The sequence below is a fragment of the Legionella sheltonii genome, assembly GCF_026191355.1.
GTDB lineage: Bacteria > Pseudomonadota > Gammaproteobacteria > Legionellales > Legionellaceae > Legionella > Legionella sheltonii.
In genome coordinates this window covers 126,256-152,715 of record NZ_JAPHOQ010000010.1, presented here as the reverse complement: position 1 = coordinate 152,715, position 26,460 = coordinate 126,256, and the positions used below count along the sequence as shown (strand labels likewise).

Below are 26,460 nucleotides of genomic sequence, written 5' to 3'. Positions count from 1 at the left end.
GCCTCTTTTAATTAGATATTATAAAAAACTACAGTAAAATTCGTCTTATATCACTTAAGCAATCACAAATAAAACGAGTAAAACGCGCTGCTTCAGCACCATCAATCACTCGATGATCGTACGATAAAGATAAAGGCAACATTAACCTTGGTTGAAATGTGCCATTTTCGTAGACAGGTTTTATTTCAGAACGAGACAACCCAAGGATCGCTACTTCGGGGCTATTCACTATTGGTGTAAAAGATGTACCACCAATACCGCCTAGGCTGGAAATAGTAAAGCAGCCGCCAGCCATATCTGCTGGCATCAATCCTTTATCTCGAGCCTTAGAGCTTAAACGCGTCATTTCAGTTGCAATATCAGCAACGCTTAACTTATCCACATTTTTAATTACCGGCACCACCAAACCATTTGGCGTCTCGACAGCAATTCCTATATTGCAATATTTTTTATAAACAAGATTAGCACCGGTAGCATCTAAAGATGCGTTAAATTGAGGGAACGCTTTTAAAGCTTTGCTTACTACGGCACAGACAAATGCAAGTAATGTAAGTTTATAACCCTTTTCTTTTGCATTCTCTGCTTCAGATTTTCTAAATGCTTCTACATCGGTAATGTCAGCTGAATCAAATTGTGTTACATGAGGTATTGTAATCCACGAGCGATGCACATTAACCCCAGTAAGCCTTTTAATTTTATTTAGTGGTTTCGTTTCAATTTCACCAAACTGACTAAAATCAATTACTGGATTCGAGGGCATGCCTAAAGAACTCGAACTGGGTTGCTCACTGAGACGTGCTTTTACAAAAGCCTGGACGTCTTCTTTCGTAATACGCTCTTTACGACCTGTTCCTGCAACTTCAGATAAGTTTACCCCAAGCTCTCGAGCCATACGTCTTACAGCAGGGCCGGCAGCGAGTATTCTTGTTGACTCTACGGTGCTGGCAGAAATAGGTTTTGTTGAAACATCTTCTTGTTTATGATCCTCTGCGGCTGATTTCAATGATTCAGAAGCACTTACTTGCACTGATTCGCTAGGGGTTGGTTCAGGTTTTTCTACTTCAGAACCATTTTCTACAGTAGCTAAAAGAATCACATCTCCTTCAGATACTTTATCACCAACTTTTACACTGAGTTTCGTGATTTTCCCAGCCACTGGAGAAGGGATATCCATGCTGGCTTTATCTGACTCTAAGGTAATAAGTGGTGTATCAACTTCAATCTGATCCCCAACGTGCACCATAATCTCAATCACGTCAACTTGGGTTGCGCCACCAATATCGGGTATCTTGATTTCTTTTACACTTTCTGATTTTTTTTCCTGCACAATTTGAGGTTTATCCACCTCTTTATTTGGCGTTTCATTTTGCGGGGCTCGTGGTGCACTTTCCTTTTCAGTTTGTGATTTACTTTCAACTGTTGCTAAAAGAATCACGTCTCCTTCAGAGACCTTATCCCCCACTTTCATTTTCAGTTTAGTGATTTTTCCGGCAACCGGAGAAGGAATCTCCATGCTGGCTTTATCTGATTCCAAAGTAATAAGTGGTGTATCAACTTCGATCTGCTCACCAACCTGAACCATTATTTCAATCACATCAACTTGAGTAGCCCCACCAATATCAGGAATCTTAACTTCTATTTCGTTTGACATGTCTTTCCTCAAAGGTTGCCGATTAATTCAAGCAACGATCTTCAGGAAGCAGACCTAAAATAGTTATCCGCTTCCTTAATCTCAGGGCTTGAATTATCAAGGCCTCTATCTATTTCAATTCTAATGATTAACCGGATTCAATTTATCAGGATTAATGTTATAGCGCTTCATTGCATCAACTACTTTGGATTTATCAATGCTTCCTTCAGCAACTAAAGCGTTTAATGCTGCCAAAACTATAAATTTAGCATCCACCTCAAAGAAATGACGTAAACGTTGACGTGTATCACTTCTTCCATAACCATCTGTGCCTAATGTTACAAAATAATTTGGAACAAAAGGTCTAATTTGATCCGCATAAAGTCTCATATAATCCGTTGCAACAATCACTGGCCCGGTTCTACCTTCTAATTGTGTTGTAACATAACTTTTTAATGCCTTTGCCTCAGGATGCATTGCATTGTATCGTTCCGCAGCTAATCCATCTCTTCTTAACTCATTAAAGCTTGTCACGCTCCAAATATCTGAGGTCACAGAATAATCTTCTTTTAGCATCTTTGCAGCTTCAATTACTTCACGCAATATAGTCCCACTTCCCATGAGTTGCACATGCTGTTTGGATTTTTTCTTATTATCCTGAAGTAAATACATTCCTTTGATAATACCCTCTTCAACTCCTTCGGGCATGTCCGGATGCATATAGTTTTCATTCATTACTGTAATGTAATAAAAAACATTTTCTTGCTTTTCATACATACGGTGTAACCCGTTTTGAATGATCACAGCAAGCTCATAAGCAAAGGTAGGATCATAAGAAACACAATTAGGAATTGTTGATGCAAATAAATGACTATGCCCGTCTTGATGTTGCAATCCCTCTCCCGCAAGGGTTGTTCTTCCAGCGGTTCCACCGAGCAGAAATCCTCTGGCTTGCATATCACCTGCAGCCCATGCTAAATCGCCAATGCGCTGAAATCCAAACATAGAATAATAGATATAAAATGGAATCATGGCCAATTTATTGGAACTGTATGAAGTTGCCGCAGCAATCCAGGAACAAAAAGCACCTGCCTCATTAATTCCTTCTTCTAGGATTTGTCCATCTTTAGCCTCACGATAAAACATTACCTGTTCGTGATCTACTGGGGTATAAAGTTGTCCAACTGGAGAATAAATACCAATTTGTCGAAACAACCCTTCCATACCAAACGTTCTGCACTCATCAGGAACAATTGGAACAATACGCGAACTTATCTCTTTATTTTTTAGTAATACAGAAAGTATTCGTACAAAAGCCATTGTTGTTGAGATTTCTCTATCCCCTAATCCTTTTGTAACGGATGAAAAATCTTCTAAGGGAGGAGTTTTAAGTGGTTCTACTTCTGTAGAACGTGATGGCAAATACCCACCTAAAGCTTCACGTTGTTTTTTGATGTATTTAATCTCTGGGCTATCATCCGCAGGTTTATAAAAAGGAATGTCAGCAATTTGCTCATCACTGATAGGAATACTGAATCGATCTCTAAACGCTTTTAATTGATCAACAGTCATCTTTTTTTGCTGGTGGGTGATATTTTGTCCTTCACCCGCAGCTCCCATTCCATAGCCTTTAATTGTCTTTGCTAAAATAACAGTTGGCGAACCTTTATGCTCCACAGCTTTGGCATAGGCCGCATAAACTTTTTGCGAATCATGTCCACCGCGATTTAATCTCCAAATTTCTTCATCCGTGTAATTTTCAACCATTTTCTTTAATTCAGGATATTCATTAAAGAAATGTTGTCTTACATAGGCCCCATCATTTGCCTTGTAGGCTTGGTAATCACCATCAACACATTCTTCCATGCGTTTTTGCAACCAGCCATCCTTATCACGCTCAAACAATGGATCCCAACGGCCACCCCAAATGACTTTAATGACATTCCAACCCGCTCCACGGAATAAACCCTCGAGTTCTTGGATAATTTTGCCATTGCCGCGCACAGGACCATCAAGTCTCTGTAAGTTGCAATTCACAACAAAAATAAGATTATCAAGTTTTTCTCGAGCAGCAATGCTTAAAGCGCCTACTGACTCTACCTCATCCATTTCACCATCACCGAGGAAAGCCCACACTTTTCTGTCTTCAGTGTTAATGAGGCCTCTGTTCTCCAAATATTTTAAAAAACGTGCTTGATAAATAGCTTGTAATGGCCCCAATCCCATAGAGACAGTAGGAAACTGCCAAAATTCGCTCATCAACCAAGGATGTGGATATGATGATAAACCATCAACTTCTACTTCTTGTCTGAAATTACTTAATTGCTCTTCTGTCAAACGTCCCTCAAGGAAAGCGCGCGCATAAATTCCAGGAGAAGAGTGTCCCTGAATATAAATTAAATCACCACCATGCTCGCCATTGGGTCCTTTAAAAAAATAATTAAATCCAGTTTCGTATAAAGTAGATGATGAAGCATAGGAGGCAATATGTCCTCCAAGCTCAGGAGCGTACTTTCCAGCACGTAAAACCATTGCCACAGCATTCCAGCGAATTAAGGCACTAATGCGTTTGCCAATCCCTTCATCGGGAGGAATTTGCTTTTCTTCATAGGGTTTAATGGTATTTTTGTAGGGGGTATTAATTGAACTCGTTAAGTTAACCCCTTCTGAATTTGCTCTATTAAGAAGCTGCTTCAAAAGAAAAGCACCTCGTTCAGGGCCATCATTGACTAATACAGCTTGCAGGGCATCCAGCCATTCACGCGTTTCTATAGGATCCAAATCTAATTTAGTTTCATTTGCCATGAAAGTGTTCCCCGAAATCTATTAAACACAATAAGGTATAGCGTGTAATTTTTTTGGAATTACACCAGTGCAACCTTTCTTACACATTGCCAAATCAAATAAGCAATCGCATGTCACTTTGCGGCATTGTAGTGGATCGCGGTAAGAATTCAACTCGCGCATCACCTTTTTGCCTTCAACTTTTCGTTCATGCACGTATTTAGCAAAATTTTTCTCTGCCGTTCTTTGAGCCTTATAAGAACAAGTTGGGCAGTTATCAACACAATTTTGTCTGCAAAATTCAAAATGTTGCATGCACCTCATATTGCATCGTTGTTCTTCTTGGGCTTTAAGTGCGCTTTGTTTTAATCCCTGGCAACCCCCAAGTCCTAATATTATAGTGCAACAAACTAAACGCAAAAAAGAATTCATATAGAGAGCATCCGAATAAATAATTATGCAGGTTGAGCCATAAGCCCAACTGCAATCTCAATTTATAAATTAAAAAACTAAAGCCAAGGAATTAAGGTAAATAGCGCAATAAAAACCAACATGACTATAATTGCATGTTCCACTAAACCTTCGGCTTCAGGCATAGGAACTTCTTCGGCTTCATTTGTTCTAACTGCTAATAATCCACACTCACGTAGCATATTACTATTCAAATCGGGTTTGGCAAAAAAGTATTTGGTGAACGAGGAAAAACCGCGTTGAAAATTTCCCACAAGTAAAAAAAGCAAAGCGGTTAATCGCGCAGGAATCCATTCAAGCAAATCAGTAATTTCATTTGCGTGCTCACTAACAGAATTAAGATCACGGCATAATGTGATTAGACGGTAAGCCAAAGCACCTACAGGCCCGGCAATAATATACCAAAATATCAGAGAAAATAATTGCCGGTTAACTAAGATAAAATAGTCCCCCAAAATCTCTTGATTACTTTTAGTATCTGATTGAGTTACTGGGTAAAAGACATTCTGTGGGCCAAGGCAATAAAAGAAAATGAACAAACTTAAAAGAAGTCCCATCAATCCAAAAACAATATGGTGCAGTAACAAATATATGATTAATACAAGCAATACGACAGGTATTACTATTAAGGATAACAATATCCAGGGATTAGTAAACATGCTGTGTTTGTCGGCAAATGCTTTTATTTTTTGATAATAGTCGGCAAACCAATAGAATCGTTGATAGGACAGACTGTGAATTAAAAAACGTTCACTTAGTAAGCACAATAAGATAACAAGTAATTTCATTATTTAATCCTTACGCATTTTATCAGAGAATGCTATGGGGGTTGGGTATTTCAAAACAACAAAGTATGATGAAACAATAAAAGTTAAAATAGTAGTCGCTTGAATTAAATTTGATGCCTTATCCGAAATAAGGTTGGTGCTTAGAGCAATACTGGCGACAAGTAATGAAAACTCGCTCGCTTGCCCCAATCGGATACCAACTTCCTTCGAAACTTGTTTTTTTTCACCCGACTTACCAAGAAGTAAATAAAATAATATCGGTTTAAATAGTAAAACCAAACCCGATAAAATAAGTGCGGGAATAATGACTTGATGAGCCAGTCCAAAATTAAATGTTGCCCCGATTGAAAAGAAAAACATAACCAGGAAAAAGTCTCTTAAGGGTTTTAAACTCTCTGCAATATAAAGAGAAATAGGACTTGCTGCCAAAGCCACACCTGCAATAAATGCACCAATATCTTCTGAAAGACCTATCGCTTGCGCAAGAACAGACAAGCCAAGACACCATCCAATTGACAAAAGAAATACATATTCTTGAGTTCTATCGAAACGAGCCAGTAATCGGATCAAAACATACCGCTCAATGGCAAATGCAAACAGCCATAGTGCAGGTAAATCAATTCCTACTAGAATGATATCATCGATGGATAAACCGTTTGTTTGTTTCGCACCATTAATTAGGATCAGCACAATAATTGCGATAACGTCTTGCATTAATAATACACTGATCATGACCTCACCAGTATGCTGATGATGCAAGATGGTTGTTGGTAATAATTTCAAGCCAATAATGGTACTTGAAAACATCATTGATCCACCTAAAATCCATGATTCATTCACAGTTAAACCGAAAAGCCTACCCACCCAATAACCCATTACTGCAAAAAGGATTGAACTAATTAGAGCAATCCATGTTACTTTCTTAAGCATGTGTATCAGGTTTTGTGGCTGCAAATGCAATCCAAGTAAAAATAATAGAAAAACAATTCCAACATCACCAATCTGCTTAACAATAGTTACATCGGATACCAAACTTAAGCCCCAAGGGCCAAACACAGCACCAAGAAGAATATAAGCAACCAACAGGGACTGTTTGGTATAAAGAACCAATGTTGATAGAAATGCAGCGCCTGCGAAGATTAAGAAAATTGTATAAAACACAGTGCCATCATGCATTGATTGAATACCTCAATATTAAAAAATATCAACCTAAGAAAATTTTAGCTTGATGATGTCGCAAGAATAAGAAATTGAACACAAAAAACGAGTTAATACACGCTTCATCAATGCTACAATTTTGTTACCATAGCAATTCTAATGTCCTGAAAATTCGACGCCATAATTTTATCTATTAATCCGCGAATTAGCTATCAATAATTCAATCTTAATTAAATCAAAACAGAAAAAGATCCTGTAATACCATTAAGAACCAATTTATGCTTTAAACTATCCGCCATAATTTTTGACCCAAATGGCCCTACTCTAACAATATAATGCTGTTTAAAATGTTCAATATAAACGGGAGAAGGAGTCAGGTGGGATAATTTTTCTTTTAAACGCTTTGCCAAGATTTCGGTAGAAAAAGCTCCTGCTTGCAGATAATAATGCGCTTGTCCTGCAGGTCCCATTAACGTTTCAATTTCAACTGGAGCTGTTCCTTTAGGAAATACCCCAAGTTTTAACGCTGCAGCGTATGACAAATCGATTATCCTATCTGAGTGAAAAGGACCTCGATCATTTACTTTAACAACAGCTTCTTTTCCATTATTTAAATTTTTAACTTTTACATAAGTAGGTAAAGGTAAGGTCTTATGGGCAGCAGACATGACGTACATATCGTAAGGCTCGCCGCTTGACGTTCTTTGCTTGTGAAACTTTGTTCCATACCATGAAGCAATCCCTCGTGTTTTATAACCCGTAGAGCTTCTCATCACCTGGTATGAGCGTCCATCAACAGAATATTCAGTCGGATTGCCGTATCGGCTAAGTGGTTCTTTGGTTGGCACGGGCTCTTTGAAAGTGACTGCTTTCTTTTTAGAGGGGGCTCCGTCTTTTAATTGGGTGTAACGATTTGTTTTATTTTTATAGCGATTATATATGGAATTATTCGTTTTTTTACTTGCTTGTCGCGTAGACTGTTTCACCCCTGATGAGGCAGAATCAAGAGACTGATTTGTAGTTTGACATCCTGTTAACAGAATGAGCACAGCAATAAGTATCTTTCGCATTTTTTCCATTATTTATTATTATTTTCTGGCTAATATACCGAAATATCACTTAATTTCGAAGACTTATTTTAATTTGAAAAAAATTTCATTATTTTTCATCTGTTATTTTGTTGCCATCAAAAGGCTGTGATAATATATTCTCATTTTTGTAATTGGACTCGTAAACAACATGACAAGAACCACGTCTATTCTATTAACCACATTGTTTATCATTACCCTATTTGTACAATCAACCAATTCAATTGCTGATGAAGGTTCATTACCTACAAAACCTACCGCTGATTTGGAAAGACCCTCTCCAACAGTGAATGATAAACCCTTAGTAACCCCTGCTCCTCCAATTCTTAATGCAAAAGCATACATATTGATTGATGTGAACAGCGGTAAAATCATTGCTGAAAAAAACAGCGAAGAGCGTTTACCTCCTGCAAGCCTAACAAAAATGATGACTTTATATGTCATTTCCAATGCATTGCATCATGACCAAATTCACCTCACTGACAGTGTGCGTGTAAGTCGTGATGCCTGGAAAATAGGTGGCTCTCGCATGTTCATCAAAGAAGGACAACAAGTCCCAGTGGAAGACTTGCTTAAGGGAATTATTGTTGACTCTGGTAATGATGCCTGCGTAGCAATGGCAGAACACGTGGGAGGAACTGAGAACTCATTCACTGATCTTATGAATCAGCAAGCTCAAAACCTTGGAATGAAAAACAGCCATTTCACTGACAGTACTGGTTTGCCTGATCCTAATTTGTATACAACAGCGAAGGATTTAGCGATTCTTGGTAGAGCATTGATTATCGATTTTCCACAATACTATGATTGGTATAAGCAAAAATGGTTTACCTATAATGGTATTCGTCAACCCAACAGAAATCGCTTGTTATGGCGCGACAATCAAGTCGACGGTATTAAGACTGGTCATACCAATGATGCAGGGTTTTGTCTCGTCTCTTCTGCAAAACGTGACAACATGCGTTTATTGGCAGTAGTCCTTGGAGAACCAAGCGACTCTTCCCGTGCTGATGATAGTGAAAAATTACTAAATTATGGTTTTAGATTTTTTGAAACCCATCAGCTTTACAAATCAGGACAATCAATAACCGAGCTTCCTCTTTATAAAGGAAAAGTAGATAAAGTTACTGTAGGATTAACTGAAGATCAATTTATCACCATTCCTACTGGCCAATATCAACGATTAAACATTTCAACTAAAGTTCCATCTTATCTTGAGGCTCCGATTAAAAAAGGTGATAAAATAGGTGACTTAGTGGTTCAATTTGATAATAACGTCGTCTCGACCCGACCTCTTTATGCTTTACAAGATGTTGAATCAGGCGGTTTTTATACTCGAACCAAAGACTCCATACGTTTAGCCTTCAAACGTTGGTTTGGCTCCTAGGATTTATAGGATTGAGGATGAAAAAAACGACTTTAATTGAATTTCCTTGTTATTTTCCTATAAAAATAATAGGGAATAATTCGCCCGTTTTTTTTGAGGAAATTAAACACATTACTATTACTCACTTTCCTAACATTGAAGATGAGGCATTGACTCATAAGATGAGCAAGGACTCCAATTATTTGGCAATAACAGTCACTGTTTATGCTGAAAATCAAGAGATGCTTGATGCGTTTTATAGAGCCGTTACCCAGCATCCCGAAGTAAAAATGGTTCTATAATGAAAATACGACAGCTAGGTATTAAAGATTACAATGATGTTTGGCTGCTAATGAAAGAATTTACTCAAAAACGTGAAGCAGGAACACACGATGAACTTTGGCTCCTAGAGCATTTCCCTGTCTATACCCAAGGACAGGCAGGCAAACCCGAGCACATACTCAATCCTCAGTCCATACCCATAGTACAGTCTGATCGAGGAGGACAGGTAACATATCATGGACCTGGCCAGCTAGTTGCTTATGTACTAATGGATATCAGGAGAAAAAATTTAGGGATCAGATCATTAGTGAGTAAATTAGAACAAATTTTAATCTCTGTTCTGGCAAAATATCAAATAGAAGGCTCTATTCGTTGTGGTGCACCAGGAGTATATGTCAAAGAACAAAAAATTGCTTCAATAGGATTAAGAGTAAAAAATGGCTGTACCTATCATGGAATTGCGCTCAATGTTGATATGGATTTAAACCCTTTTTCAGGAATTAATCCTTGTGGATTTGCAAAAATGGAAATGACTCAAATAAGACATTTCGTTCCTGATGTTCAAATCTCTCAAGTTAATCAGCATTTCGTGCAATATTTTCTAGAACAATTTTATCCCTGAATACAATATGAATTTGTTCGTTGACTATGTACAACCGCTTACAGAATGGTTGCAACACAACCCGCGTTGGTCTTTATTCATAACCTTTCTAATTTCTTTAACAGAATCCCTGGCAATAGTGGGCAGCATCGTCCCAGGGAGTGTCACTATGACCGCTATAGGGATCCTCGCTGGTTCTGGGATTATGCGTATTGATTTGACTTTATTGGCAGCTATTTTAGGTGCTGTTGCTGGAGATAGTCTAAGTTATACCTTGGGTTATTATTACAGTGATCGCTTAACTGAAATATGGCCATTTAGTAAATATCCAAAATGGATAGAATATGGTAAGGAATTCTTTAGAACACATGGTGGAAAAAGTGTATTAATTGGTCGCTTTGTTGGTCCTTTGCGATCAATTATTCCTGTCATCGCTGGAATATTGCATATGAAGCAATGGCGTTTTTTTGTAGCTAATGTCTTATCTGCAATTGGCTGGTCTCTATTATACGTAATGCCTGGTGTCGCAATCGGAGCAGCAAGTCACGAATTATCAGCAGAAAGCGCGACACGTTTATTTATCCTAATACTTGTTTTACTTGCAGGGCTCTGGGTGATTAGTTTAGTTATAAAGCGACTAATTCGGTTGTTAAATACTTTTTTAATGGCTTATTTACATGATTTTTGGCTCAGGCTTAAAAACAACTCGCTATGGGTATATGTATATAATGCATTTACACCAAAAAGTGAAACAAACCATTATCCTACAGCTGCTCTTGTCCTAATAGCCGTAGTTTGTATGCTCTTTTTTTTAATTATTCTTGGATTAACTGTTACAACACAATACCTAACTTATATTAATTTGCCTATCTATCTATTTTTGCAAAGTTTTAATACATTGTCCTTAAAAGTATTTTTTATCTTTTGCACCCAATTAACCTCTACAATAACAATAATTAGCGTTTTTATTATTTGTTGTTGCTGGTTCATTTTTTATAAGAATAGAACAGCGATTATTTATTTATGCAGCCTGATTTTTATAAGCAGTGTGGTGGCGCTATTACTAAACTCACTTATTCATAGTCCTAGACCATCGGGACTCTTAGTGACTCTTCCTGGATTCTCTTTTCCTGCAACTAACCTTTTGATTGCAACTGCATTATACGGATTTATTTTATTTTACATTAATAGAACCTTTACCCTATTTGCGAATATACTGAAATCAATTCTCTTTGTAATTTTGGGTTTTAGTGGATTAGGGTCTCTCTATTTAGGGGATTATTGGCTCACCGACGTGTTAACATCCTATTTTTTAGGTACATCAATTTGTTTAATCCACTGCTTGGTTTATAGAAAATCTAATATACCCCTCAAGAAAGCAAGCCACTCATTGTTAATGCTCTCTCTGCTTCTAATAGGCATTCTTTTAGCTTCGGTCACATCGACCTACATTAATTTTAAAACGCTATCTTATAACCATACACCCAACTATAAAAAATTCACTCTCAGTGAAGTAACATGGTGGGAGCAAGAAAAACCTATTCTTCCAATGTATCAATACAGTAGAATTGGTAAAAGAATCAGTTTATTGAACGTTCAATTCGCAGGTAATCTAGAATCATTGCAAAATACTTTAGATAAGAATGGGTGGAAATTACAAACAGACTCATTTTTTACGAACTTACTTATGCGCATGAATAAGCAACCAAACAGTATTAAACTCCCATTATTTACTCAATTATATGAAAATAAAGCGCCCTTGCTCGTCATGACCTATACCGACGAAGAGACTAAGTTAACACTGGAGTTAAGAATTTGGGAGTCTAATTATAATTTACTTGAATCGAACCAGCCCTTATGGATAGGCAGCATTCATCCATCCAACCGTGCTAACAAGCAGATGAGTAACCAAGGTTATTTTCCCCAATTACTCAATCCATCAAAATATTTGTTTAAAAAGAATCACTCCTTTGCGGTCAAACAAATCAAATTACCGGATACTATGATTAAAACAACAATCTATCCAACAGAGCCCTACTTAACCCTTATTAAAGAAGAACATCAAGTCCTTAGCAAATAAAACCAAGTATAAATAAGGTACCGTAGATACCCAATGAATTACCTGATTTTAATGTAATCTAAAATCACTGGTTTGCTTCTCGTTTCTTCATATACCTGCCAGGTGTCTTTATAGCGCTGCCTATATTTTATAAAGAAAAATAGTTTATCATGACATGAATACCAGCTAAGTAAGAATTAGAAACTCCTACGCTTAATAATAAGAACTTATGGTAGAAATCCCCTATCAGATAAATCAACTTGAAAAAAGATCTTAGTTGTCCTCCTCAAGCGACAATCAAAAACTTCTTTCATACACTTCATTCTCTATACATATGTAAAAATTACTGTTATAACTATATAGTTTTAAATTAAATACCATTTAATTTTGAGAGTATGGCTCAATGTATACACTGGGAAAATTAATCCAAGCTTTTTTTCCATTAATTGCTCTAGTACTCTTTATTATTGGAATTAAAAGAAACGCCATTTATTATATCATTTCATCTCTTTGGCTTAGCCTAATTGCGTTGTTAATTCATTTCCAATTTTCAGGGAATCAAATTTTTGGAACCTATTTTAACTATTTTAATGCAGGCATTTATTCATTTAATTTCCTTATCTTGCTCCTTGCATTACTCCAAGTCATTTCACATTTAAGTGCTAATGGTCCCGCATTGAAATACACATACGCCTTTATTAGTTCACTTATGGTGGTGGGAGCGTTAATTGTAATTAGTAATCTTTGGATTAATGCTTTTTTTATAGAAAATAAGTTGGAAGGCACTCCCATAATGCAAGTAGCTCTGTTTGAAAAACCAGATTATTGTGGCAATAAGTATGTTTTTTACAAAATTGATCAAGACAGCAAAGTCACATACCTCTGTCCAAATTATTATGGTTTGTTACCTTCAATTGGACACTTAGCGACAAGCCCAGATTTCATTACAACACAATTGTCATTACCTGTTAAAAAACAATTACTTTTGAAGCAAAAAAATAAGAGTTAATGTATTAATAAATTATTACAAAGGGTTACGTAGTCCTGATTCGGTCTGGAGGTTAAATTGTTCTTTGGGTTAATCTTTGATAATATGCCAATAATTCAGCACTTTAATATTAATATGAAACGGTTATTATCTCTTACCATATTCATTCTTAGTTTCAATTGTCATGCAATGGCCCCCAAACTTAATTGGGATCAAGCAGTTGACAAAGCAATAAAACGCTATGGTTTACGAGTTGAACCCAGGCTTAAATCTTATTTCTCCAAAGCAAAAGTAAGTTATCCTCCCAGTGAGATCGCCTTACTCGCTTTTAAATCAGAACGAAAAGTAGAGCTATGGGCCAAAAATACCAATCAAAAATGGAAACATATACACGACTATCCTTTAACTGGTTTCAGTGGGCGGTTAGGACCTAAGTTACGTGAAAATGACAAACAAATTCCTGAAGGGGTTTATAGACTGGTTAACTTCAACCCTTTTAGTAGTATGCATTTATCGATGATGATTAATTATCCCAATAATTTTGATAAGCAAAAAGGTTATCAAGATGGGAGAAGAAATTTAGGTAATAATATTTTTATTCATGGTAAAAATTTATCCGTTGGTTGTCTGGCTGTAGGCGATCTGGCTATAGATCAGCTTTTTATTTTGGCACGTCGTGTTGGTCTAGATAACATTCAAGTAATTATTGCACCAAATGATTTGCGTAAAGGTAAGCCATCAACTTCTACATTTGCTCAACCCAGATGGCTTCCTGAATTATATAAACAAATTGCAGAGTCACTAAAACCCTTTAACAAAAAAAGCTATACAGTTTAAGATCTAGTACAAAATCAAATGTAGGCTGGGCCAAGGACCAACCTACAAATATGAGAATAGATTTAGGTGGTTTCATAGCCCGAATTAGCACAGTGTAATCAGGGAATTACAGTTCATTCACCCGTAAACTTCAAGCTTTTTTCAATTATTCCTTTGGTAAAGAAGCCAAAAACTCAGTGACCTCTTTCGGGGATAACTCATAACACTGTCCCCGTGACAAGTACCTTGGCATAGTTAATAGGCCGTAGCGAATGCGTATTAATCGGCTAACTTCGACACCTTGCGATTCCCACAGGCGGCGGACTTCCCGATTACGCCCCTCATTTAAAGTCACATGATACCAAGAGTTAGCACCCTCACCGCCTCGAAATTCTAAACGAGTAAATTTAGCGACTCCATCTTCCAGTTCAACTCCCTTTTGAAGCTTATTTAATGCTTCAGGACTCACCTGACCATGCACTCTCACTGCGTATTCCCTTTCTAAACCATATTTTGGGTGCATTAACTGATTGGCTAACTCACCATTATTTGTAAAGATAAGCAACCCAGAAGTGTTCAAATCCAAACGTCCTACTTGCACCCAACGACCTTGTCTTAAGTGAGGTAAATGATCAAAAACTGTTTTTTCAAATTTAGGATCATGGCGGCTAGAAATTTCTCCAACAGGTTTATGGTAAAGAAGAATGCGTACATTTTGTCTTACCTTAAGTGGATTGGGAATTAATTTTCCTTTTACTGTGATCTTATCTTCAGCACTTGCTGAGTCCCCTAATTTAACAGGTTTTCCATTCACTTGTACCCAGCCATTCTCTATCCATCGCTCCATTTCTCGTCGCGAGCCAAGACCTGCTTGGCTTAGTATTTTTTGTAACCTTTCGCTGCTCATTCGGTAATATACTCTTCGTTAGGATTGTGTAAGGTTAATGCTTCCATAACCTCGGGTAAGGTTGGAAGTTCATTTAAATATTTTAAATTAAAATAATTTAAAAATTCTCTCGTCGTTGTATATACAGCAGGTTTACCTGCTACATTTTTATAACCAGAAATACGAATCCATTCTCTTTCCAGCAGTGTTTTCATTATTTGACTGCTTACTGCTACTCCACGCAACTCTTCTATATCTGCACGAGTAACGGGTTGCTTATAAGCAATAATGGCTAAAGTTTCAAGTAAAGCACGCGAGTATTTTGGGGGTTTCTCAATTTGCATTCGCGCAATCCAGTTACTGTATTCTTTTTTTGTTTGAATAATAAAACCTGTTGCGAGTTGTACCAGATCAAAAGATCGAGATACATACTCCTCCTTTAGGTCATTGATAATAACACTTAAATACTCTTTAGTCGGTCTTTGCCACTCATCAAAGACCTCTAACATTCTATCAAGAGATACGGGTTCATTACTGCTTAAGAGTAATGCTTCCACTATGTTTTTTAATTCCTTTTCATCCATTTTATGCTGCCTGTAAATGTATTGGTGAAAATGGTTCATTTTGCGTAATCACAATCAGTGATTGTCGTGCTAACTCTAAAATAGCCAACAAAGAGACAACTAATCCAATTCGACCTTCTTTAATAGAAAATAATTGATTAAATTCCAAGAGCTTGTGTTCCTGTAGCTGCATTAAAATATGGCTCATACGCTCACGAACTGATAACACCTCACGAGAGACCTGGTGATGGCTTATTTGTTCTTCTCTTTTCAATAATGATTTCATTGCATCAATTAAATCCTCGAGTGTAACTTCAGAGTGCACGATTATCCTCTCAAGTTCTGAAGGTACTACTTGAATCATAAAGCGATCACGCTCTTGTCGAGGGAGTGCATCAAGCAGCTCTGCTGCAATTTTTATTTGTTCATAGGCTTGTAGTTTTCTTACTAGTGCCATTCGAGGGTCCTCTTCCTCTTCATCACTCGTGGGTGGCGCTGGTAGTAACAGCCGAGACTTAATTTCTGCAAGCATTGCAGCCATCAACAAATAATCAGCCGCTAACTCCAATCTTCTACATTCCATTAATTGAATGTAATGCAAATATTGTTTGGTAATACTCATAATAGGAATATCTAAGATATCAAGATTCTGTTTGCGAATAAGATATAAAAGCAAATCGAGTGGGCCGCTAAATGAATCCAGCAGTACTTCAAGCGCATCTGGAGGAATAAATAAATCATCCGGAAGCTCTGTAAGCTCCTTACCATCAACTATTGCTTTTACTTCCGGATTGCTTGATATTTCAATATCCATGCTAACAACTCATTCTTATTTAGCTTGTCAGTACACGTTAAAAAATCGACATAATCAACAATAGAATGGGTGAACCTGGACCTACTGTCATTATTCTAAAAATTTATTTCATTCCCACAAACGGGAATCTACTCATAAAATAGCCTTGTGCCGCCCGATAAAGAAACTCCCTCCTTCGGGAACGGCAGTTTCTATTTAATAACAGTGAAGCCTGGGGCGTTATGATAACGCTTAAGGACACCCATACCGCAAACATCAATAATCGAGTCCCATGACTTCTCGGACCGTACTCAAATTTTTACTAGCCACTTCTTGCGCTGCCTCACTCCCCTCAGAAACAATTCTTTTCACGGAGCTCAAATCAGACTCATATTCTGAAATTGCTTCCTGGATAGGCTGTAACTCTTTATTAATCGCGTCCACAACAGGTCTTTTACATTCAATACAACCAATCCCTGCAGAACGACATCCATTTTGTACCCAATCTTTCACTTCATTATTTGAGTAAATTTTATGAAATTGCCAAACTGGGCATTTCTCTGGCTCGCCAGGGTCGGTTCGTTTGACCCGTGCTGGGTCAGTTGGCATCGTCAATACCTTTTTTTCGACTTGTGCCGGCGGCTCTCTTAACATAATTGTATTGTGATAAGACTTAGACATCTTTTGTCCATCAAGCCCAGGCATCTTGGCTGTTTCAGTCAGTAATGGATGTGGTTCTGGTAGAATAATTTTACCACTTCCCTCTAAATAGCCTAATAAACGCTCTTTATCGCCAATAGATAAATTAGACTGGTCTTCTAGAAGAGCCTGTGCTGTTTTAATCGCTTCGTGATTCCCATGCTCCTGAAATTGTCGACGTAATTCACTATAATATTTGCTGTTCTTTTTTCCCATTTTTTTTATTGCTTCAGCTGCAAGCTCTTCGAAATTAGGCTCCTTACCATAGATATGATTAAATCTACGCGCAATTTCTCTGGTCAGCTCAATATGAGATACCTGATCTTCGCCAACTGGAACATAATCGGCATGATAAATTAGAACATCAGCACTTTGTAATAAGGGATAGCCTAAAAAACCGTAAGTGGATAAATCCTTTTCTTTTATTTTTTCTTGCTGATCTTTAAAGCTGGGCACCCTTTCAAGCCAGCCCAAAGGTGTAATCATGGATAAGAGTAAATGCAGCTCTGCATGTTCTGGCACCCATGATTGAATAAATATTCGTGATAATCCAGGATTTACCCCGCAAGCCAGCCAATCAATGATCATATCCCATAAATGGTTTTCGATAAAACCGGGTTCATCATATTGTGTTGTTAAGCCATGCCAATCGGCCGCAAAAAAGAAGCAATCATATTGATGTTGTAATTTAATCCAATTTTTTATTACACCATGGTAGTGCCCAAGATGTAATCTTCCGCTGACTCGCATTCCAGAAACAACTCGTTTATTGGAACTAAATAGTGCTGACATCAATATCCTCTTTTTTTAAATATTATTATCTAAAGGGCTCAGGATCACCTTTACCCTCCCTTATTATCACTGGATAATCACCAGTTAAATCAACTACTGTCGTGGGTTCATGCCCACAATTACCACCATCAATAACCAAATCGATTTGATTTCCCAAAAGATCTCGAATCGCCTCAGGTTCACTTAATGGAGCTTTTGCACCAGGAAGAATTAATGTAGTGCTCATTAAAGGAGCATCAAGACAATCCAACAGTGCCAGTGTAATCATGTTATTAGGCACCCGTAATCCCAATGTTTTTCTTTTTGGATGCAACATTAAACGAGGAACCTCATGTGTTGCATTAAGAATAAAAGTATAGGAGCCCGGTGTGAATGCTTTCAATAATCGAAATATTGGATTTGATACTCGAGCATACGTGCCAAGTTGCGATAGATCGCGGCATACAAGAGTCATATTATGATTCTTATCCAATTGACGTAATTTTCTAATGCGTTCGAGCGCGGCCTTGTTCCCCAAACTACAACCTAATGCGTAGCCTGAATCTGTGGGATATACAATTAAACCACCTTCCTCAATAATATTTACCGCCTTTCTCAACAAACGAGCTTGCGGATTATCAGGATGTAATGCAAAAAACTGACTCATAAAGTCCCCTGTTATATGTTCCATTCATGCCAAATAGGCCTACAGTTTGCTGGTAGTTGTTTTTGACCACCAAGGTTAACACGTGAAGTGCGATCACTATGATAGTCTGAACCAGAAGAACCTAATAAATGAAAACGAAGACATGTTGCAGCCATTTCATTAACTTCAGTTACTGTCATTTCCCCCGAGACGACTTCTATTCCTACTCCACCTGCTTCTTTAAACTCATTAATTAACTCATGCAATTTAGAACGCGTCAATCCATATTTAAGCGGGTGAGCAATGACTGCCTGGCCACCAGCAGCGATAATGCCCTGCACTGCCTCTTGAAGGCTAATCCAGGGAGTAGGCACAAACGCACACTTACCTCTTCCTAAAAAACGTTTAAATGCAGCAGCTAGATCCTTAACCATTCCTTCATTCACGAGAAGCTGTGCAAAATGAGGTCTACCTACTCGTTCATGACCAGCCAAATGACACGCTTTTAAGTAGGCATCCGAAATACCGAGTGAATCCAAAGCACTAGCAATTTGTTGCGCGCGATCTACTCTACTTTGATTTTGCCGGTCAATCAGTTCCAGAAAATCTGCAGTATGATTTATTTGATAACCAAGGATGTGTAATTCATGCTTTTTCCATCGAACACTAAATTCTATGCCATTAATTATTTTAATGGATGTCGCAGCGGTTGCCTCAAGTAACTCTGGATAACCTGCAACAGTATCGTGATCGGTGAGTGACAAACACCTAATCTTTTGATTTTGCGCTTTTTGTATTAGTTCTTTTGGACTTAAAATTCCATCAGAAAAACTGCTATGACAATGAAGATCGATCATGAATTCGTGTTATATCAAAAAGAATGATTGTAGCATAAATCTTGCAGGAGATGTGCTTTCTGCACTATTCTTGCATACCTATATTTTTCAAGGTCAAAAAGTATTAAAAATACTATACTCATAATATATATTACTTTATTGAGGAAAACCAAAAAATAATGATTCATAATGTTCATCACGTTAAATTATGCCGAAAATCGATTGCTGCGCGAAATAACAAACAAGCTGATTTTCTCGATTCCATTGATCGATCTGACATAACTTTTGCTGTAGGTCCTGCTGGAACTGGGAAGACTTATTTGGCTGTATCTAAGGCCATACAATGCTTTGAAAAAGGTGAAGTACAAAGATTGATTTTTGTTAGACCCGCAGTTGAAGCAGGTGAAAAATTAGGTTTCCTACCAGGAGACTTGGTGGAAAAAGTTTTGCCCTATTTAAGACCTATTTATGATGCTTTATACGAAATGATAGGTTTTAAAGAAACACAAAAATTAATTCAAACTGATATAATCGAAGTTTTACCTCTGGCATTTATGCGCGGACGAACTTTAAATGAATCATTTATTATTCTTGATGAGGCACAAAATACGACCATTATGCAAATGAAAATGTTTTTAACTCGCATAGGTTTTGGTTCAAAAGCGGTGGTAACTGGAGATATGACCCAAGTAGATTTACCCAAGGGTATTGATTCCGGACTTGCCCATGCAGTAGGATTATTCAAAAAAATACCGGAAATTAGTATTCATATGTTCACGAGTCGGGAAGTAGTACGACATCCTTTAGTATCTAAAATTGTTGACTGCTATGATAATGCATCAACAGGAAAAAAATAATGAGTTATTATATTGATATTCAAAATGCAACTGATGAATCCTTACCTGTTAGTGAAGACGAATTAACACGTCTAGCACACCTGGCTTTGAGGGATAATCAAAAAGATGCTGAACTGACCATTCGTCTCGTTACACCAGAAGAGATGATCTACTTAAATCACACCTACAGAAAACAAAATAAAACAACAAATGTACTGTCATTTCCCAGTGCTTTGCCTCCTGAAATACAACTTGAATGCCCTCTCTTAGGTGATGTTGTTATTTGCCCGCAGGTATTAGTAGAAGAAAGTAAACAGCTTAATAAAACTTTGGAAGCCCATTGGGCATTGATTTTGATTCATGGAATATTGCATTTATTGGGCTATGATCACATTAAGGATGATGAAGCAACGATAATGCAAGCTATTGAAATTAAATTGTTAGCGGAACTGGGGTTTCCTAATCCTTACGACGCAGAGGGTATTGAACTTGAATAAAGAGGAAGATAATAGTACGTGGTTTGCTCGCTTTAAACAGTTTTTACAAGGAGAACCACAAAACCAAGAGGAACTTGTTAGTTTATTAAGGGACGCTCAAATTCGCTCTCTTATTAGTGCAGAAACTTTGGCAATGCTCGAAGGCGCTATTTCATTTTCCAAAATGCGCGTACGAGATATTATGCTGCCTAAAAATCAAATGGTTTGTATTAAACAAAACGATGAGTTCTGCGATATTATAAAAACTGTAACTCAAACCGGCCATTCAAGGTTCCCAGTTATTGCTGCAGATGCAGATGAAATCATTGGGATACTCCATGCAAAAGATTTACTACGCTATCAATCGTCTAATCTGGATACCTTTGATTTGTTAGATATTTGTCGCTTGGCGGCTTTTGTTCCTGAAAGCCGACGTCTCGATAGTCTGCTCAGTGAGTTTCGTAGTAATAAAAATCACATGGCTATTGTTGTGGATGAATACGGCGAAGTTTCAGGATTTGTAACCATTGAGGATATTATTGAACAAATAATCGGCGATATTGAAGATGAGTTTGATATCGATGAAGATGCTTACCTTAAAGTACATGAAGATGGGCACTATATTGTCAAAGCCCATATGCCCATTGAAGAATTTAATGAACAACTGAATGCAGATTTTAGTGATGAATTTTATGATACAATTGGTGGTATTGTAATGAATAGTTTTGGCCATTTACCTTCACGAGGGGAAACCATTACAATTGATTCTTTTGAATTTAGAATTATTAATGCAGATGCCAGAAGAATTAAGTTAATGGAATGTATTGATAAACGTAAGGCATAATGAAGTATGAATGGTAATATTCTCATAATTGATGATGATACAGAGCTGACCGATTTATTGTCCCAATATTTGGTGCCTGAGGGTTTTAACGCTGTATGTGTCCATGATGGTGAAAGTGGCGTAAAAAAGGCCTTAAATCAAACTTTTGATGCCATTATTCTCGATGTGATGCTGCCTAAATTAAATGGTTTTGAGGTATTAAAAGCAATTCGAGAACATTTGGAAACCCCTGTCCTCATGTTAACTGCTCGGGGGGATGATATCGATCGTATCGTAGGTCTTGAAATTGGCGCCGATGATTACTTACCGAAACCCTGTAATCCACGTGAATTGGTAGCTCGTTTGCGTGCTATCTTAAGACGTACTCAAAAAATTCCCACTTCAAGACCGATCATTGAACAACATAATATTGTTGTTGATTGTTCCAAACGCCATGTAACTATGGGCGGAAGTTATCTTGAATTAACCAATGCTGAATTTAATATTTTAGAAATGCTTATTAAGTCACCAGGACAAGCATTCTCAAAAGAAGAGCTTACTGAATATGCTCTTGGGCGAAAATACACCGCTTATGATCGCAGCATTGATGTTCATATCAGTAACCTAAGAAACAAGTTAGGAGATAATCCTCAAGGCGAACCCATAGTTAAGACGGTTCGTGGCTTTGGATATATGTTTAATGCGTAGTTTATATTGGAAAATTTTTATTTCATTTTGGCTTGCCACCATACTTATTATTTTCACTACCGCATGGGTCATCAGCCATATTGTACAAAAGTCATCATTACCCGCCCAAGAACAACTCTTTATGGACAGCTATGCGAATGCAGCTGTTGCTACTTATGAATCTGGCAGGCAAGCTGCTTTATTAAAATGGCTAAATAAAATAGGCATTTCTCGTCATATGTCCATTTATTTATTGTCCAGTACTGGTGAAATTATTGGAACACAGGTAGCGCCAGAAAATGTCAAAAAAGTTGCTGAAAATCTGCTTCAAGATCAATTAAGTGAAGGTATTTTAAAGTCAGGAAAGCTCATAGTCAGTCATGAAATTTTATCCACTTCAGGAAAATTCTATCGTCTTGCAGCGGTTAGTGAAAAACCTATCTATCATTTTGTTGGTGTACCTTGGGCAGGTCTAGCGATTCGTCTTATCTTAGCAACATTTATCAGCGGACTAATATGCTATTTATTATCACGATACTTAACTCAGCCATTGCGTTCTTTAGGCATGGCAGCTAAATCAATCGCAACGGGAAAATTAAATACGCGTGTCGGGCATTTAAGAGGCCATCATAACGATGAAATTGCTCAGTTAAGTAAAGAGTTTGATCGAATGGCAGAGCAACTGGAACGATTGATAAATTCAAAAGAACGATTGCTGCAAGATATTTCTCATGAATTACGCTCCCCTCTTGCCCGACTACAAATTGCCATTGAATTGGGGCGCAATAAAACACAACATTTGGCAGATACCGAATTTAACCGTATGGAGCTTGAATGTTCTCGTCTAAATGCTTTGATTACAGAAGTTTTAGACTTTGCTCGTTTAGAAAAATCAACAACTGAACTTAATTTAACTGAAAGCAATCTTTCGGAGCTTCTGTTTCATATCATCGAAGATGCCAATTATGAGGTAGGTGAGGATACACCCAGAGTCCAAGCAGGAGTAATTGAGCCTTGTCACTTATTAATCGATGAACGTTTGATTCACAGAGCAATAGAAAATGTGGTTCGCAATGCATTGCATTATTCACCGGCTGCTGAACAGGTTACTGTGTCATTAAAATATGATGAAACAAAAGAACACGTATGCATCGACATTAGTGATAAAGGACCTGGTGTTCCTGAAGATCAGTTAGAGAGAATATTTAATCCTTTTTATCGAGTAGATACATCGAGAGCAAAAAAAACTGGGGGGTATGGTTTAGGCTTGGCTATAGCCTCTCGTGCGATTCAAATGCATCATGGCAAAATTATGGCTCTAAATAATTCGGGAGGAGGATTGCTTGTACGAATTATTCTTAATTCAAATTTAACGAGTGAAGTTCGAATCGAAAAACCTGAATTAGACTCTCTTATGACCATATAGGACATCAATGATAACTCTTCTTAGTGTCTGAAAACGAACTATTTTTTTCTGTTTAATTAAGGTACAATGCACAGGGTTATAGAATCTCCAGGACTATTTTTAGAATGACCGTAGCTCAGAAATTAGATAAAGCAAGTGGTATTTTATTCTTCGCTGGCTTTTTGCTTTCAAAGCTCCAATATCTACCTTTTCCAATTGTGTCAGCAATTTTCAGATTCGTTTCGCTGGGGATCTATTTATTTGCATATCTTTCTTGGCTTACAGCTTGCCTTCTTCATCCAGATCATAAAGAACACTACCAAAAATGGTATGGTTTTGCCCAAATAAAAGAACAATTTTTTTATTCATCATTCATAGGGTTTGGTGCCACAATCCTCAGTATTGCTGCAGTTTTTCTGCCAGCTCTATTCCCTCCAGCCGCTTGGCTCTTTTTTTTGGGTAACCTGGTATGGGCCGTTGGCGAATATCATAAATTAAAAAATCCACTGGATAAGAATTCCTCTTATTCTCGACAAAGTGCTTATTTTGGTTATGCTTCAACATCAGCTGTTATCTCATTAGTAACCGCTATCGCAGCCACTCTTACATTTATATTTCCTCCTATGGCAATACCCATTACTATTTTTTCGCTGATCGTTTGCGTAGGGCTGGGTGCCTTAGCATTTGAGTTCTGGCTAAACTCCTCTTTTGGGGATCATAAACCAGCCCCAGTACCTGGTAGTTATGTGCAAATGGGCGATACACTTGGTCCGTCCTCCTCTCTGGAACATGCTGATACGCCAGAACCAGGCTGTTGGAGCAGCCTGTTTTCTAGTCCAAATGATAAACCTAATAAATCATTTTCAAATTCCATTGAATTAATTGATGCAGTGAAACATGAAGAAATTGGAGGAGGACATAGTCTTAGTACCAATAGTCTTTTATAATTGAATAAATAGTATCTATTTTATTGAGACTTATTATGGATCCCAAAATTACCACAATGATTTCAAATGCATATCAAGCACTTGCTCATTCTTACTCACCCTACTCCAAATTTAGCGTAGCCTGTTGTATTTGTACGGATAAAGATAATCTATATACAGGCGTTAATGTGGAAAATAGCTCTTATGGTTTAGCAGTATGTGCAGAAACTTCAGCAATCTCAGCGATGGTTTCTGCCGGGGAACAGCATATTAAAAGTATGGTGGTACTTGCAGGAACCAATGCATTGTGTTCACCCTGTGGTGCGTGCAGACAAAGGATTTATGAGTTTGCAACACCAGATACCGTAGTCCATCTGTGCAATAAAGATTCGATATTGCATAGCTTAAAAATTGATGAACTCCTGCCGCTGGCTTTTAAATTTGATTTTAACTCTTAACATAATAGGAAAATTTGTATGACCGATACTGCAACCAAGCAGAACTATGCTCATTTAGCAGCAAACCATATCAAAAAACTATATCCTTCATTTAAGCCAACTATTGCTGTGGTTTTGGGATCAGGATTAGGTAAATTTGCTGATGAATTAAAAAATTCTATACGTATCAATTATGATGAATTACCTGGATTTCCAAAAATTACCGTACAAGGACATGGCGGTAATCTAATCCTTGGCTATTGGAACAACGTAGGTGTTGTCTGTCTGCAAGGGCGAGCGCATACGTATGAAGGTATAGAAAACTATGAGACGGTTAAGACCTACGTTCGTACTTTGAAACTTCTAGGATGCACCTATTTTATTGCAACCAATGCATCAGGGTCATTAAGAGAAGATGTCGGGCCCGGGGAACTAATGCTCATTTCTGACCATATAAATTTGCAACCAAGCAACCCTTTAATAGGCCCTAATGATGATGAGTTTGGTCCAAGATTTTATCCTTTAGACAATGCCTATGATAAACAGATGCGTTTAGATTTATTATCAATTGCAGAAAAAAATTCAATCAAACTCACTGAAGGAGTTTATATTTCTGTTTTAGGCCCACACTATGAAACAGCCGCAGAAATTAAGGCATTTAAAATTTGGGGAGCAGATGCAGTAGGAATGTCTACCGTTCCAGAAGTTTTAGTAGCTAACCACTGCTCTATGAATGTGGCAGTAATTGCCATGATAACTAATTACGCGACTGGCCTTTCAAAAACAGCTCATAGTCATGAATCAGTAGTTGCAATGGCAGAAAGTGCTGCTGAGCAGCTAAATCTTATCCTAAAACAATACATTGCGAGCCTAAAGTGACGTTAGAAACCCATTTTAACGAGGTCATACAAGTTTTGCTTGGCAGTTATCCTCATCGAGGGATAACTGCCAAACAACTCATCCATACACTCGATCTCACCCTATTAGATGAGCAGGCAACCGATGACTCATTATCTCAATTAAAACAGAATGCCAATCTGAATCATGTTGCTGCACTATGTATTTACTCACAACATTTAGAACAGTGTTCTTCGCAAAATACCATACCCTTGGCAACAGTGATCAACTTTCCTCATGGAAAGGATGAGTTAGATTTCTCACTTGCTTCGATAGAACAAGCGGTACAATTAGGCGCAACTGAAATTGATTATGTCCTTCCCTATCATTTGTATCTACAAGGACAGAAACATAAAGCATTGGCCCAATGTCATGCTGTGTCAAACTCATGCAAACAACACAATCTTGTTTTAAAAATAATTTTGGAAACGGGTGCTTTTCCTGACATGCAAAGCATTTACAATGCAAGTAAAGAGCTCATTGCATCAGGTTGCGATTTCCTTAAAACATCTACAGGTAAAATACCTTTAGGTGCATCTTTATCTGCGGTATTTGCGATTTTAAGTGCGATTAGAGATGCAAAAGCAGACTGTGGTGTTAAAGTGTCTGGGGGTGTTAAAAAAACCCAAGATGCATACAATTATGCAACGCTCTCAGAACTAATAATCGACAAACCAATTAACAAAAGCTGGTTTCGCATCGGAGCTAGTAGTTTGTTAGATGAACTGTTAAAAATAATTTAATTCTC

The 26,460-nt window shown here is 37.5% G+C and carries 26 protein-coding genes; 15 read left to right on the top strand and 11 right to left on the bottom strand.

Going from position 1 to position 26,460, the window contains the following annotated elements:
• Positions 1–28: 28 nt before the first annotated feature.
• The 5 genes from aceF to OQJ26_RS12740 all read right to left on the bottom strand — a co-directional run bounded on the left by aceF (position 29) and on the right by OQJ26_RS12740 (position 7,901).
• Positions 29–1,651 carry a dihydrolipoyllysine-residue acetyltransferase gene (gene aceF, locus OQJ26_RS12760; RefSeq protein ID WP_265704146.1) on the bottom strand — a complete coding sequence of 541 codons (1,623 nt, stop codon included), beginning with the start codon at positions 1,649–1,651 and terminating at the stop codon, positions 29–31.
• Between the two features lie 120 nt (positions 1,652–1,771).
• Positions 1,772–4,435, bottom strand: coding sequence for a pyruvate dehydrogenase (acetyl-transferring), homodimeric type (aceE, locus tag OQJ26_RS12755; protein ID WP_265704145.1), 2,664 nt, complete (start codon positions 4,433–4,435; stop codon positions 1,772–1,774).
• Positions 4,436–4,923: 488 nt separating this feature from the next.
• Positions 4,924–5,673 (bottom strand): regulatory signaling modulator protein AmpE, encoded by a 750-nt coding sequence (locus OQJ26_RS12750; protein ID WP_265704144.1) that lies wholly within the window; start codon positions 5,671–5,673, stop codon positions 4,924–4,926.
• A gap of 3 nt (positions 5,674–5,676) precedes the next feature.
• Positions 5,677–6,849, bottom strand: coding sequence for a cation:proton antiporter (locus tag OQJ26_RS12745; RefSeq protein ID WP_265704143.1), 1,173 nt, complete (start codon positions 6,847–6,849; stop codon positions 5,677–5,679).
• A gap of 212 nt (positions 6,850–7,061) precedes the next feature.
• On the bottom strand, positions 7,062–7,901 hold the full coding sequence (locus OQJ26_RS12740; RefSeq protein ID WP_265704142.1) for a septal ring lytic transglycosylase RlpA family protein: 840 nt from the start codon (positions 7,899–7,901) through the stop codon (positions 7,062–7,064).
• 169 nt (positions 7,902–8,070) lie between these two features.
• Between OQJ26_RS12740 and OQJ26_RS12735 the strand changes: the two genes are divergently transcribed.
• The 6 genes from OQJ26_RS12735 to OQJ26_RS12710 all read left to right on the top strand — a co-directional run bounded on the left by OQJ26_RS12735 (position 8,071) and on the right by OQJ26_RS12710 (position 14,052).
• Positions 8,071–9,306 carry a D-alanyl-D-alanine carboxypeptidase family protein gene (locus OQJ26_RS12735; protein WP_265704141.1) on the top strand — a complete coding sequence of 412 codons (1,236 nt, stop codon included), beginning with the start codon at positions 8,071–8,073 and terminating at the stop codon, positions 9,304–9,306.
• A gap of 17 nt (positions 9,307–9,323) precedes the next feature.
• Positions 9,324–9,587 carry an HP0495 family protein gene (locus OQJ26_RS12730; protein ID WP_028380440.1) on the top strand — a complete coding sequence of 88 codons (264 nt, stop codon included), beginning with the start codon at positions 9,324–9,326 and terminating at the stop codon, positions 9,585–9,587.
• Positions 9,587–10,189, top strand: coding sequence for a lipoyl(octanoyl) transferase LipB (lipB, locus tag OQJ26_RS12725; protein WP_265704140.1), 603 nt, complete (start codon positions 9,587–9,589; stop codon positions 10,187–10,189). The genes OQJ26_RS12730 and lipB overlap by 1 nt, the downstream gene beginning before the upstream one ends.
• A gap of 7 nt (positions 10,190–10,196) precedes the next feature.
• A complete protein-coding gene (locus tag OQJ26_RS12720) occupies positions 10,197–12,248 on the top strand; it encodes a bifunctional DedA family/phosphatase PAP2 family protein (RefSeq protein WP_265704139.1) in 2,052 nt (683 codons plus the stop codon).
• Positions 12,249–12,630: 382 nt separating this feature from the next.
• Entirely contained in the window at positions 12,631–13,236 is a 606-nt protein-coding gene (locus OQJ26_RS12715) for a type I secretion system protein LssZ (RefSeq protein WP_265704138.1), read from the top strand.
• A 168-nt stretch (positions 13,237–13,404) separates the two neighbouring features.
• The gene (locus tag OQJ26_RS12710) at positions 13,405–14,052 is read left to right on the top strand and encodes a L,D-transpeptidase family protein (protein ID WP_416209962.1); all 648 of its coding nucleotides are present in this window, start codon (positions 13,405–13,407) and stop codon (positions 14,050–14,052) included.
• A 145-nt stretch (positions 14,053–14,197) separates the two neighbouring features.
• Here the strand turns inward: OQJ26_RS12710 and rluB are convergent, their stop codons facing one another.
• The 6 genes from rluB to OQJ26_RS12680 form a co-directional block, all read right to left on the bottom strand.
• Positions 14,198–14,938, bottom strand: coding sequence for a 23S rRNA pseudouridine(2605) synthase RluB (gene rluB / locus OQJ26_RS12705; protein WP_265704137.1), 741 nt, complete (start codon positions 14,936–14,938; stop codon positions 14,198–14,200).
• A complete protein-coding gene (gene scpB / locus OQJ26_RS12700) occupies positions 14,935–15,501 on the bottom strand; it encodes an SMC-Scp complex subunit ScpB (RefSeq protein WP_265704136.1) in 567 nt (188 codons plus the stop codon). Before scpB ends, rluB begins: the two co-directional genes overlap by 4 nt.
• 1 nt (position 15,502) lies before the next feature.
• A complete protein-coding gene (locus OQJ26_RS12695) occupies positions 15,503–16,294 on the bottom strand; it encodes a segregation and condensation protein A (RefSeq protein ID WP_265704135.1) in 792 nt (263 codons plus the stop codon).
• 255 nt (positions 16,295–16,549) lie between these two features.
• Positions 16,550–17,764: a tryptophan--tRNA ligase gene (locus tag OQJ26_RS12690; protein ID WP_265704134.1), complete on the bottom strand. Its 1,215-nt coding sequence runs from the start codon at positions 17,762–17,764 to the stop codon at positions 16,550–16,552.
• A 25-nt stretch (positions 17,765–17,789) separates the two neighbouring features.
• Positions 17,790–18,410, bottom strand: coding sequence for an L-threonylcarbamoyladenylate synthase (locus tag OQJ26_RS12685; RefSeq protein ID WP_265704133.1), 621 nt, complete (start codon positions 18,408–18,410; stop codon positions 17,790–17,792).
• Between the two features lie 11 nt (positions 18,411–18,421).
• Positions 18,422–19,246 (bottom strand): PHP domain-containing protein, encoded by an 825-nt coding sequence (locus OQJ26_RS12680; protein ID WP_265704132.1) that lies wholly within the window; start codon positions 19,244–19,246, stop codon positions 18,422–18,424.
• Between the two features lie 158 nt (positions 19,247–19,404).
• Between OQJ26_RS12680 and OQJ26_RS12675 the strand changes: the two genes are divergently transcribed.
• The 9 genes from OQJ26_RS12675 (at position 19,405) to deoC (ending at position 26,455) form a co-directional block, all read left to right on the top strand.
• Positions 19,405–20,082 (top strand): PhoH family protein, encoded by a 678-nt coding sequence (locus OQJ26_RS12675; protein ID WP_081776853.1) that lies wholly within the window; start codon positions 19,405–19,407, stop codon positions 20,080–20,082.
• Positions 20,082–20,558, top strand: a complete 477-nt coding sequence (ybeY, locus tag OQJ26_RS12670; protein WP_265704131.1) for an rRNA maturation RNase YbeY — start codon at positions 20,082–20,084, stop codon at positions 20,556–20,558. Before OQJ26_RS12675 ends, ybeY begins: the two co-directional genes overlap by 1 nt.
• Complete coding sequence (locus OQJ26_RS12665; protein WP_392537079.1) at positions 20,545–21,381, top strand: HlyC/CorC family transporter; 837 nt, start codon at positions 20,545–20,547, stop codon at positions 21,379–21,381. Before ybeY ends, OQJ26_RS12665 begins: the two co-directional genes overlap by 14 nt.
• A 6-nt stretch (positions 21,382–21,387) precedes the next feature.
• Positions 21,388–22,068: a two-component system response regulator CpxR gene (gene cpxR / locus OQJ26_RS12660; RefSeq protein ID WP_265704129.1), complete on the top strand. Its 681-nt coding sequence runs from the start codon at positions 21,388–21,390 to the stop codon at positions 22,066–22,068.
• Positions 22,061–23,473, top strand: a complete 1,413-nt coding sequence (gene cpxA / locus OQJ26_RS12655; RefSeq protein ID WP_265704128.1) for a two-component system sensor histidine kinase CpxA — start codon at positions 22,061–22,063, stop codon at positions 23,471–23,473. The genes cpxR and cpxA overlap by 8 nt, the downstream gene beginning before the upstream one ends.
• Positions 23,474–23,577: 104 nt before the next feature.
• Positions 23,578–24,399, top strand: a complete 822-nt coding sequence (locus OQJ26_RS12650; RefSeq protein WP_265704127.1) for a hypothetical protein — start codon at positions 23,578–23,580, stop codon at positions 24,397–24,399.
• Positions 24,400–24,434: 35 nt separating this feature from the next.
• The gene (cdd, locus tag OQJ26_RS12645; RefSeq protein WP_265704126.1) at positions 24,435–24,836 is read left to right on the top strand and encodes a cytidine deaminase; all 402 of its coding nucleotides are present in this window, start codon (positions 24,435–24,437) and stop codon (positions 24,834–24,836) included.
• Between the two features lie 18 nt (positions 24,837–24,854).
• Complete coding sequence (locus tag OQJ26_RS12640) at positions 24,855–25,694, top strand: purine-nucleoside phosphorylase (RefSeq protein WP_265704125.1); 840 nt, start codon at positions 24,855–24,857, stop codon at positions 25,692–25,694.
• Positions 25,691–26,455 carry a deoxyribose-phosphate aldolase gene (gene deoC, locus OQJ26_RS12635; protein WP_265704124.1) on the top strand — a complete coding sequence of 255 codons (765 nt, stop codon included), beginning with the start codon at positions 25,691–25,693 and terminating at the stop codon, positions 26,453–26,455. Before OQJ26_RS12640 ends, deoC begins: the two co-directional genes overlap by 4 nt.
• Positions 26,456–26,460 lie beyond the last annotated feature (5 nt).

Bases quoted from the DNA above. Each gene is read 5' to 3' on its own strand.
- aceF (WP_265704146.1), bottom strand. From the start codon at position 1,651: ATGTCAAACGAAATAGAAGTTAAGATTCCTGATATTGGTGGGGCTACT.
- aceE (WP_265704145.1), bottom strand. From the start codon at position 4,435: ATGGCAAATGAAACTAAATTAGATTTGGATCCTATAGAAACGCGTGAA.
- OQJ26_RS12750 (WP_265704144.1), bottom strand. From the start codon at position 5,673: ATGAAATTACTTGTTATCTTATTGTGCTTACTAAGTGAACGTTTTTTA.
- OQJ26_RS12745 (WP_265704143.1), bottom strand. From the start codon at position 6,849: ATGCATGATGGCACTGTGTTTTATACAATTTTCTTAATCTTCGCAGGC.
- OQJ26_RS12740 (WP_265704142.1), bottom strand. From the start codon at position 7,901: ATGCGAAAGATACTTATTGCTGTGCTCATTCTGTTAACAGGATGTCAA.
- OQJ26_RS12735 (WP_265704141.1), top strand. From the start codon at position 8,071: ATGACAAGAACCACGTCTATTCTATTAACCACATTGTTTATCATTACC.
- OQJ26_RS12730 (WP_028380440.1), top strand. From the start codon at position 9,324: ATGAAAAAAACGACTTTAATTGAATTTCCTTGTTATTTTCCTATAAAA.
- lipB (WP_265704140.1), top strand. From the start codon at position 9,587: ATGAAAATACGACAGCTAGGTATTAAAGATTACAATGATGTTTGGCTG.
- OQJ26_RS12720 (WP_265704139.1), top strand. From the start codon at position 10,197: ATGAATTTGTTCGTTGACTATGTACAACCGCTTACAGAATGGTTGCAA.
- OQJ26_RS12715 (WP_265704138.1), top strand. From the start codon at position 12,631: ATGTATACACTGGGAAAATTAATCCAAGCTTTTTTTCCATTAATTGCT.
- OQJ26_RS12710 (WP_416209962.1), top strand. From the start codon at position 13,405: ATGGCCCCCAAACTTAATTGGGATCAAGCAGTTGACAAAGCAATAAAA.
- rluB (WP_265704137.1), bottom strand. From the start codon at position 14,938: ATGAGCAGCGAAAGGTTACAAAAAATACTAAGCCAAGCAGGTCTTGGC.
- scpB (WP_265704136.1), bottom strand. From the start codon at position 15,501: ATGGATGAAAAGGAATTAAAAAACATAGTGGAAGCATTACTCTTAAGC.
- OQJ26_RS12695 (WP_265704135.1), bottom strand. From the start codon at position 16,294: ATGGATATTGAAATATCAAGCAATCCGGAAGTAAAAGCAATAGTTGAT.
- OQJ26_RS12690 (WP_265704134.1), bottom strand. From the start codon at position 17,764: ATGTCAGCACTATTTAGTTCCAATAAACGAGTTGTTTCTGGAATGCGA.
- OQJ26_RS12685 (WP_265704133.1), bottom strand. From the start codon at position 18,410: ATGAGTCAGTTTTTTGCATTACATCCTGATAATCCGCAAGCTCGTTTG.
- OQJ26_RS12680 (WP_265704132.1), bottom strand. From the start codon at position 19,246: ATGATCGATCTTCATTGTCATAGCAGTTTTTCTGATGGAATTTTAAGT.
- OQJ26_RS12675 (WP_081776853.1), top strand. From the start codon at position 19,405: ATGATTCATAATGTTCATCACGTTAAATTATGCCGAAAATCGATTGCT.
- ybeY (WP_265704131.1), top strand. From the start codon at position 20,082: ATGAGTTATTATATTGATATTCAAAATGCAACTGATGAATCCTTACCT.
- cpxR (WP_265704129.1), top strand. From the start codon at position 21,388: ATGAATGGTAATATTCTCATAATTGATGATGATACAGAGCTGACCGAT.
- cpxA (WP_265704128.1), top strand. From the start codon at position 22,061: ATGCGTAGTTTATATTGGAAAATTTTTATTTCATTTTGGCTTGCCACC.
- OQJ26_RS12650 (WP_265704127.1), top strand. From the start codon at position 23,578: ATGACCGTAGCTCAGAAATTAGATAAAGCAAGTGGTATTTTATTCTTC.
- cdd (WP_265704126.1), top strand. From the start codon at position 24,435: ATGGATCCCAAAATTACCACAATGATTTCAAATGCATATCAAGCACTT.
- OQJ26_RS12640 (WP_265704125.1), top strand. From the start codon at position 24,855: ATGACCGATACTGCAACCAAGCAGAACTATGCTCATTTAGCAGCAAAC.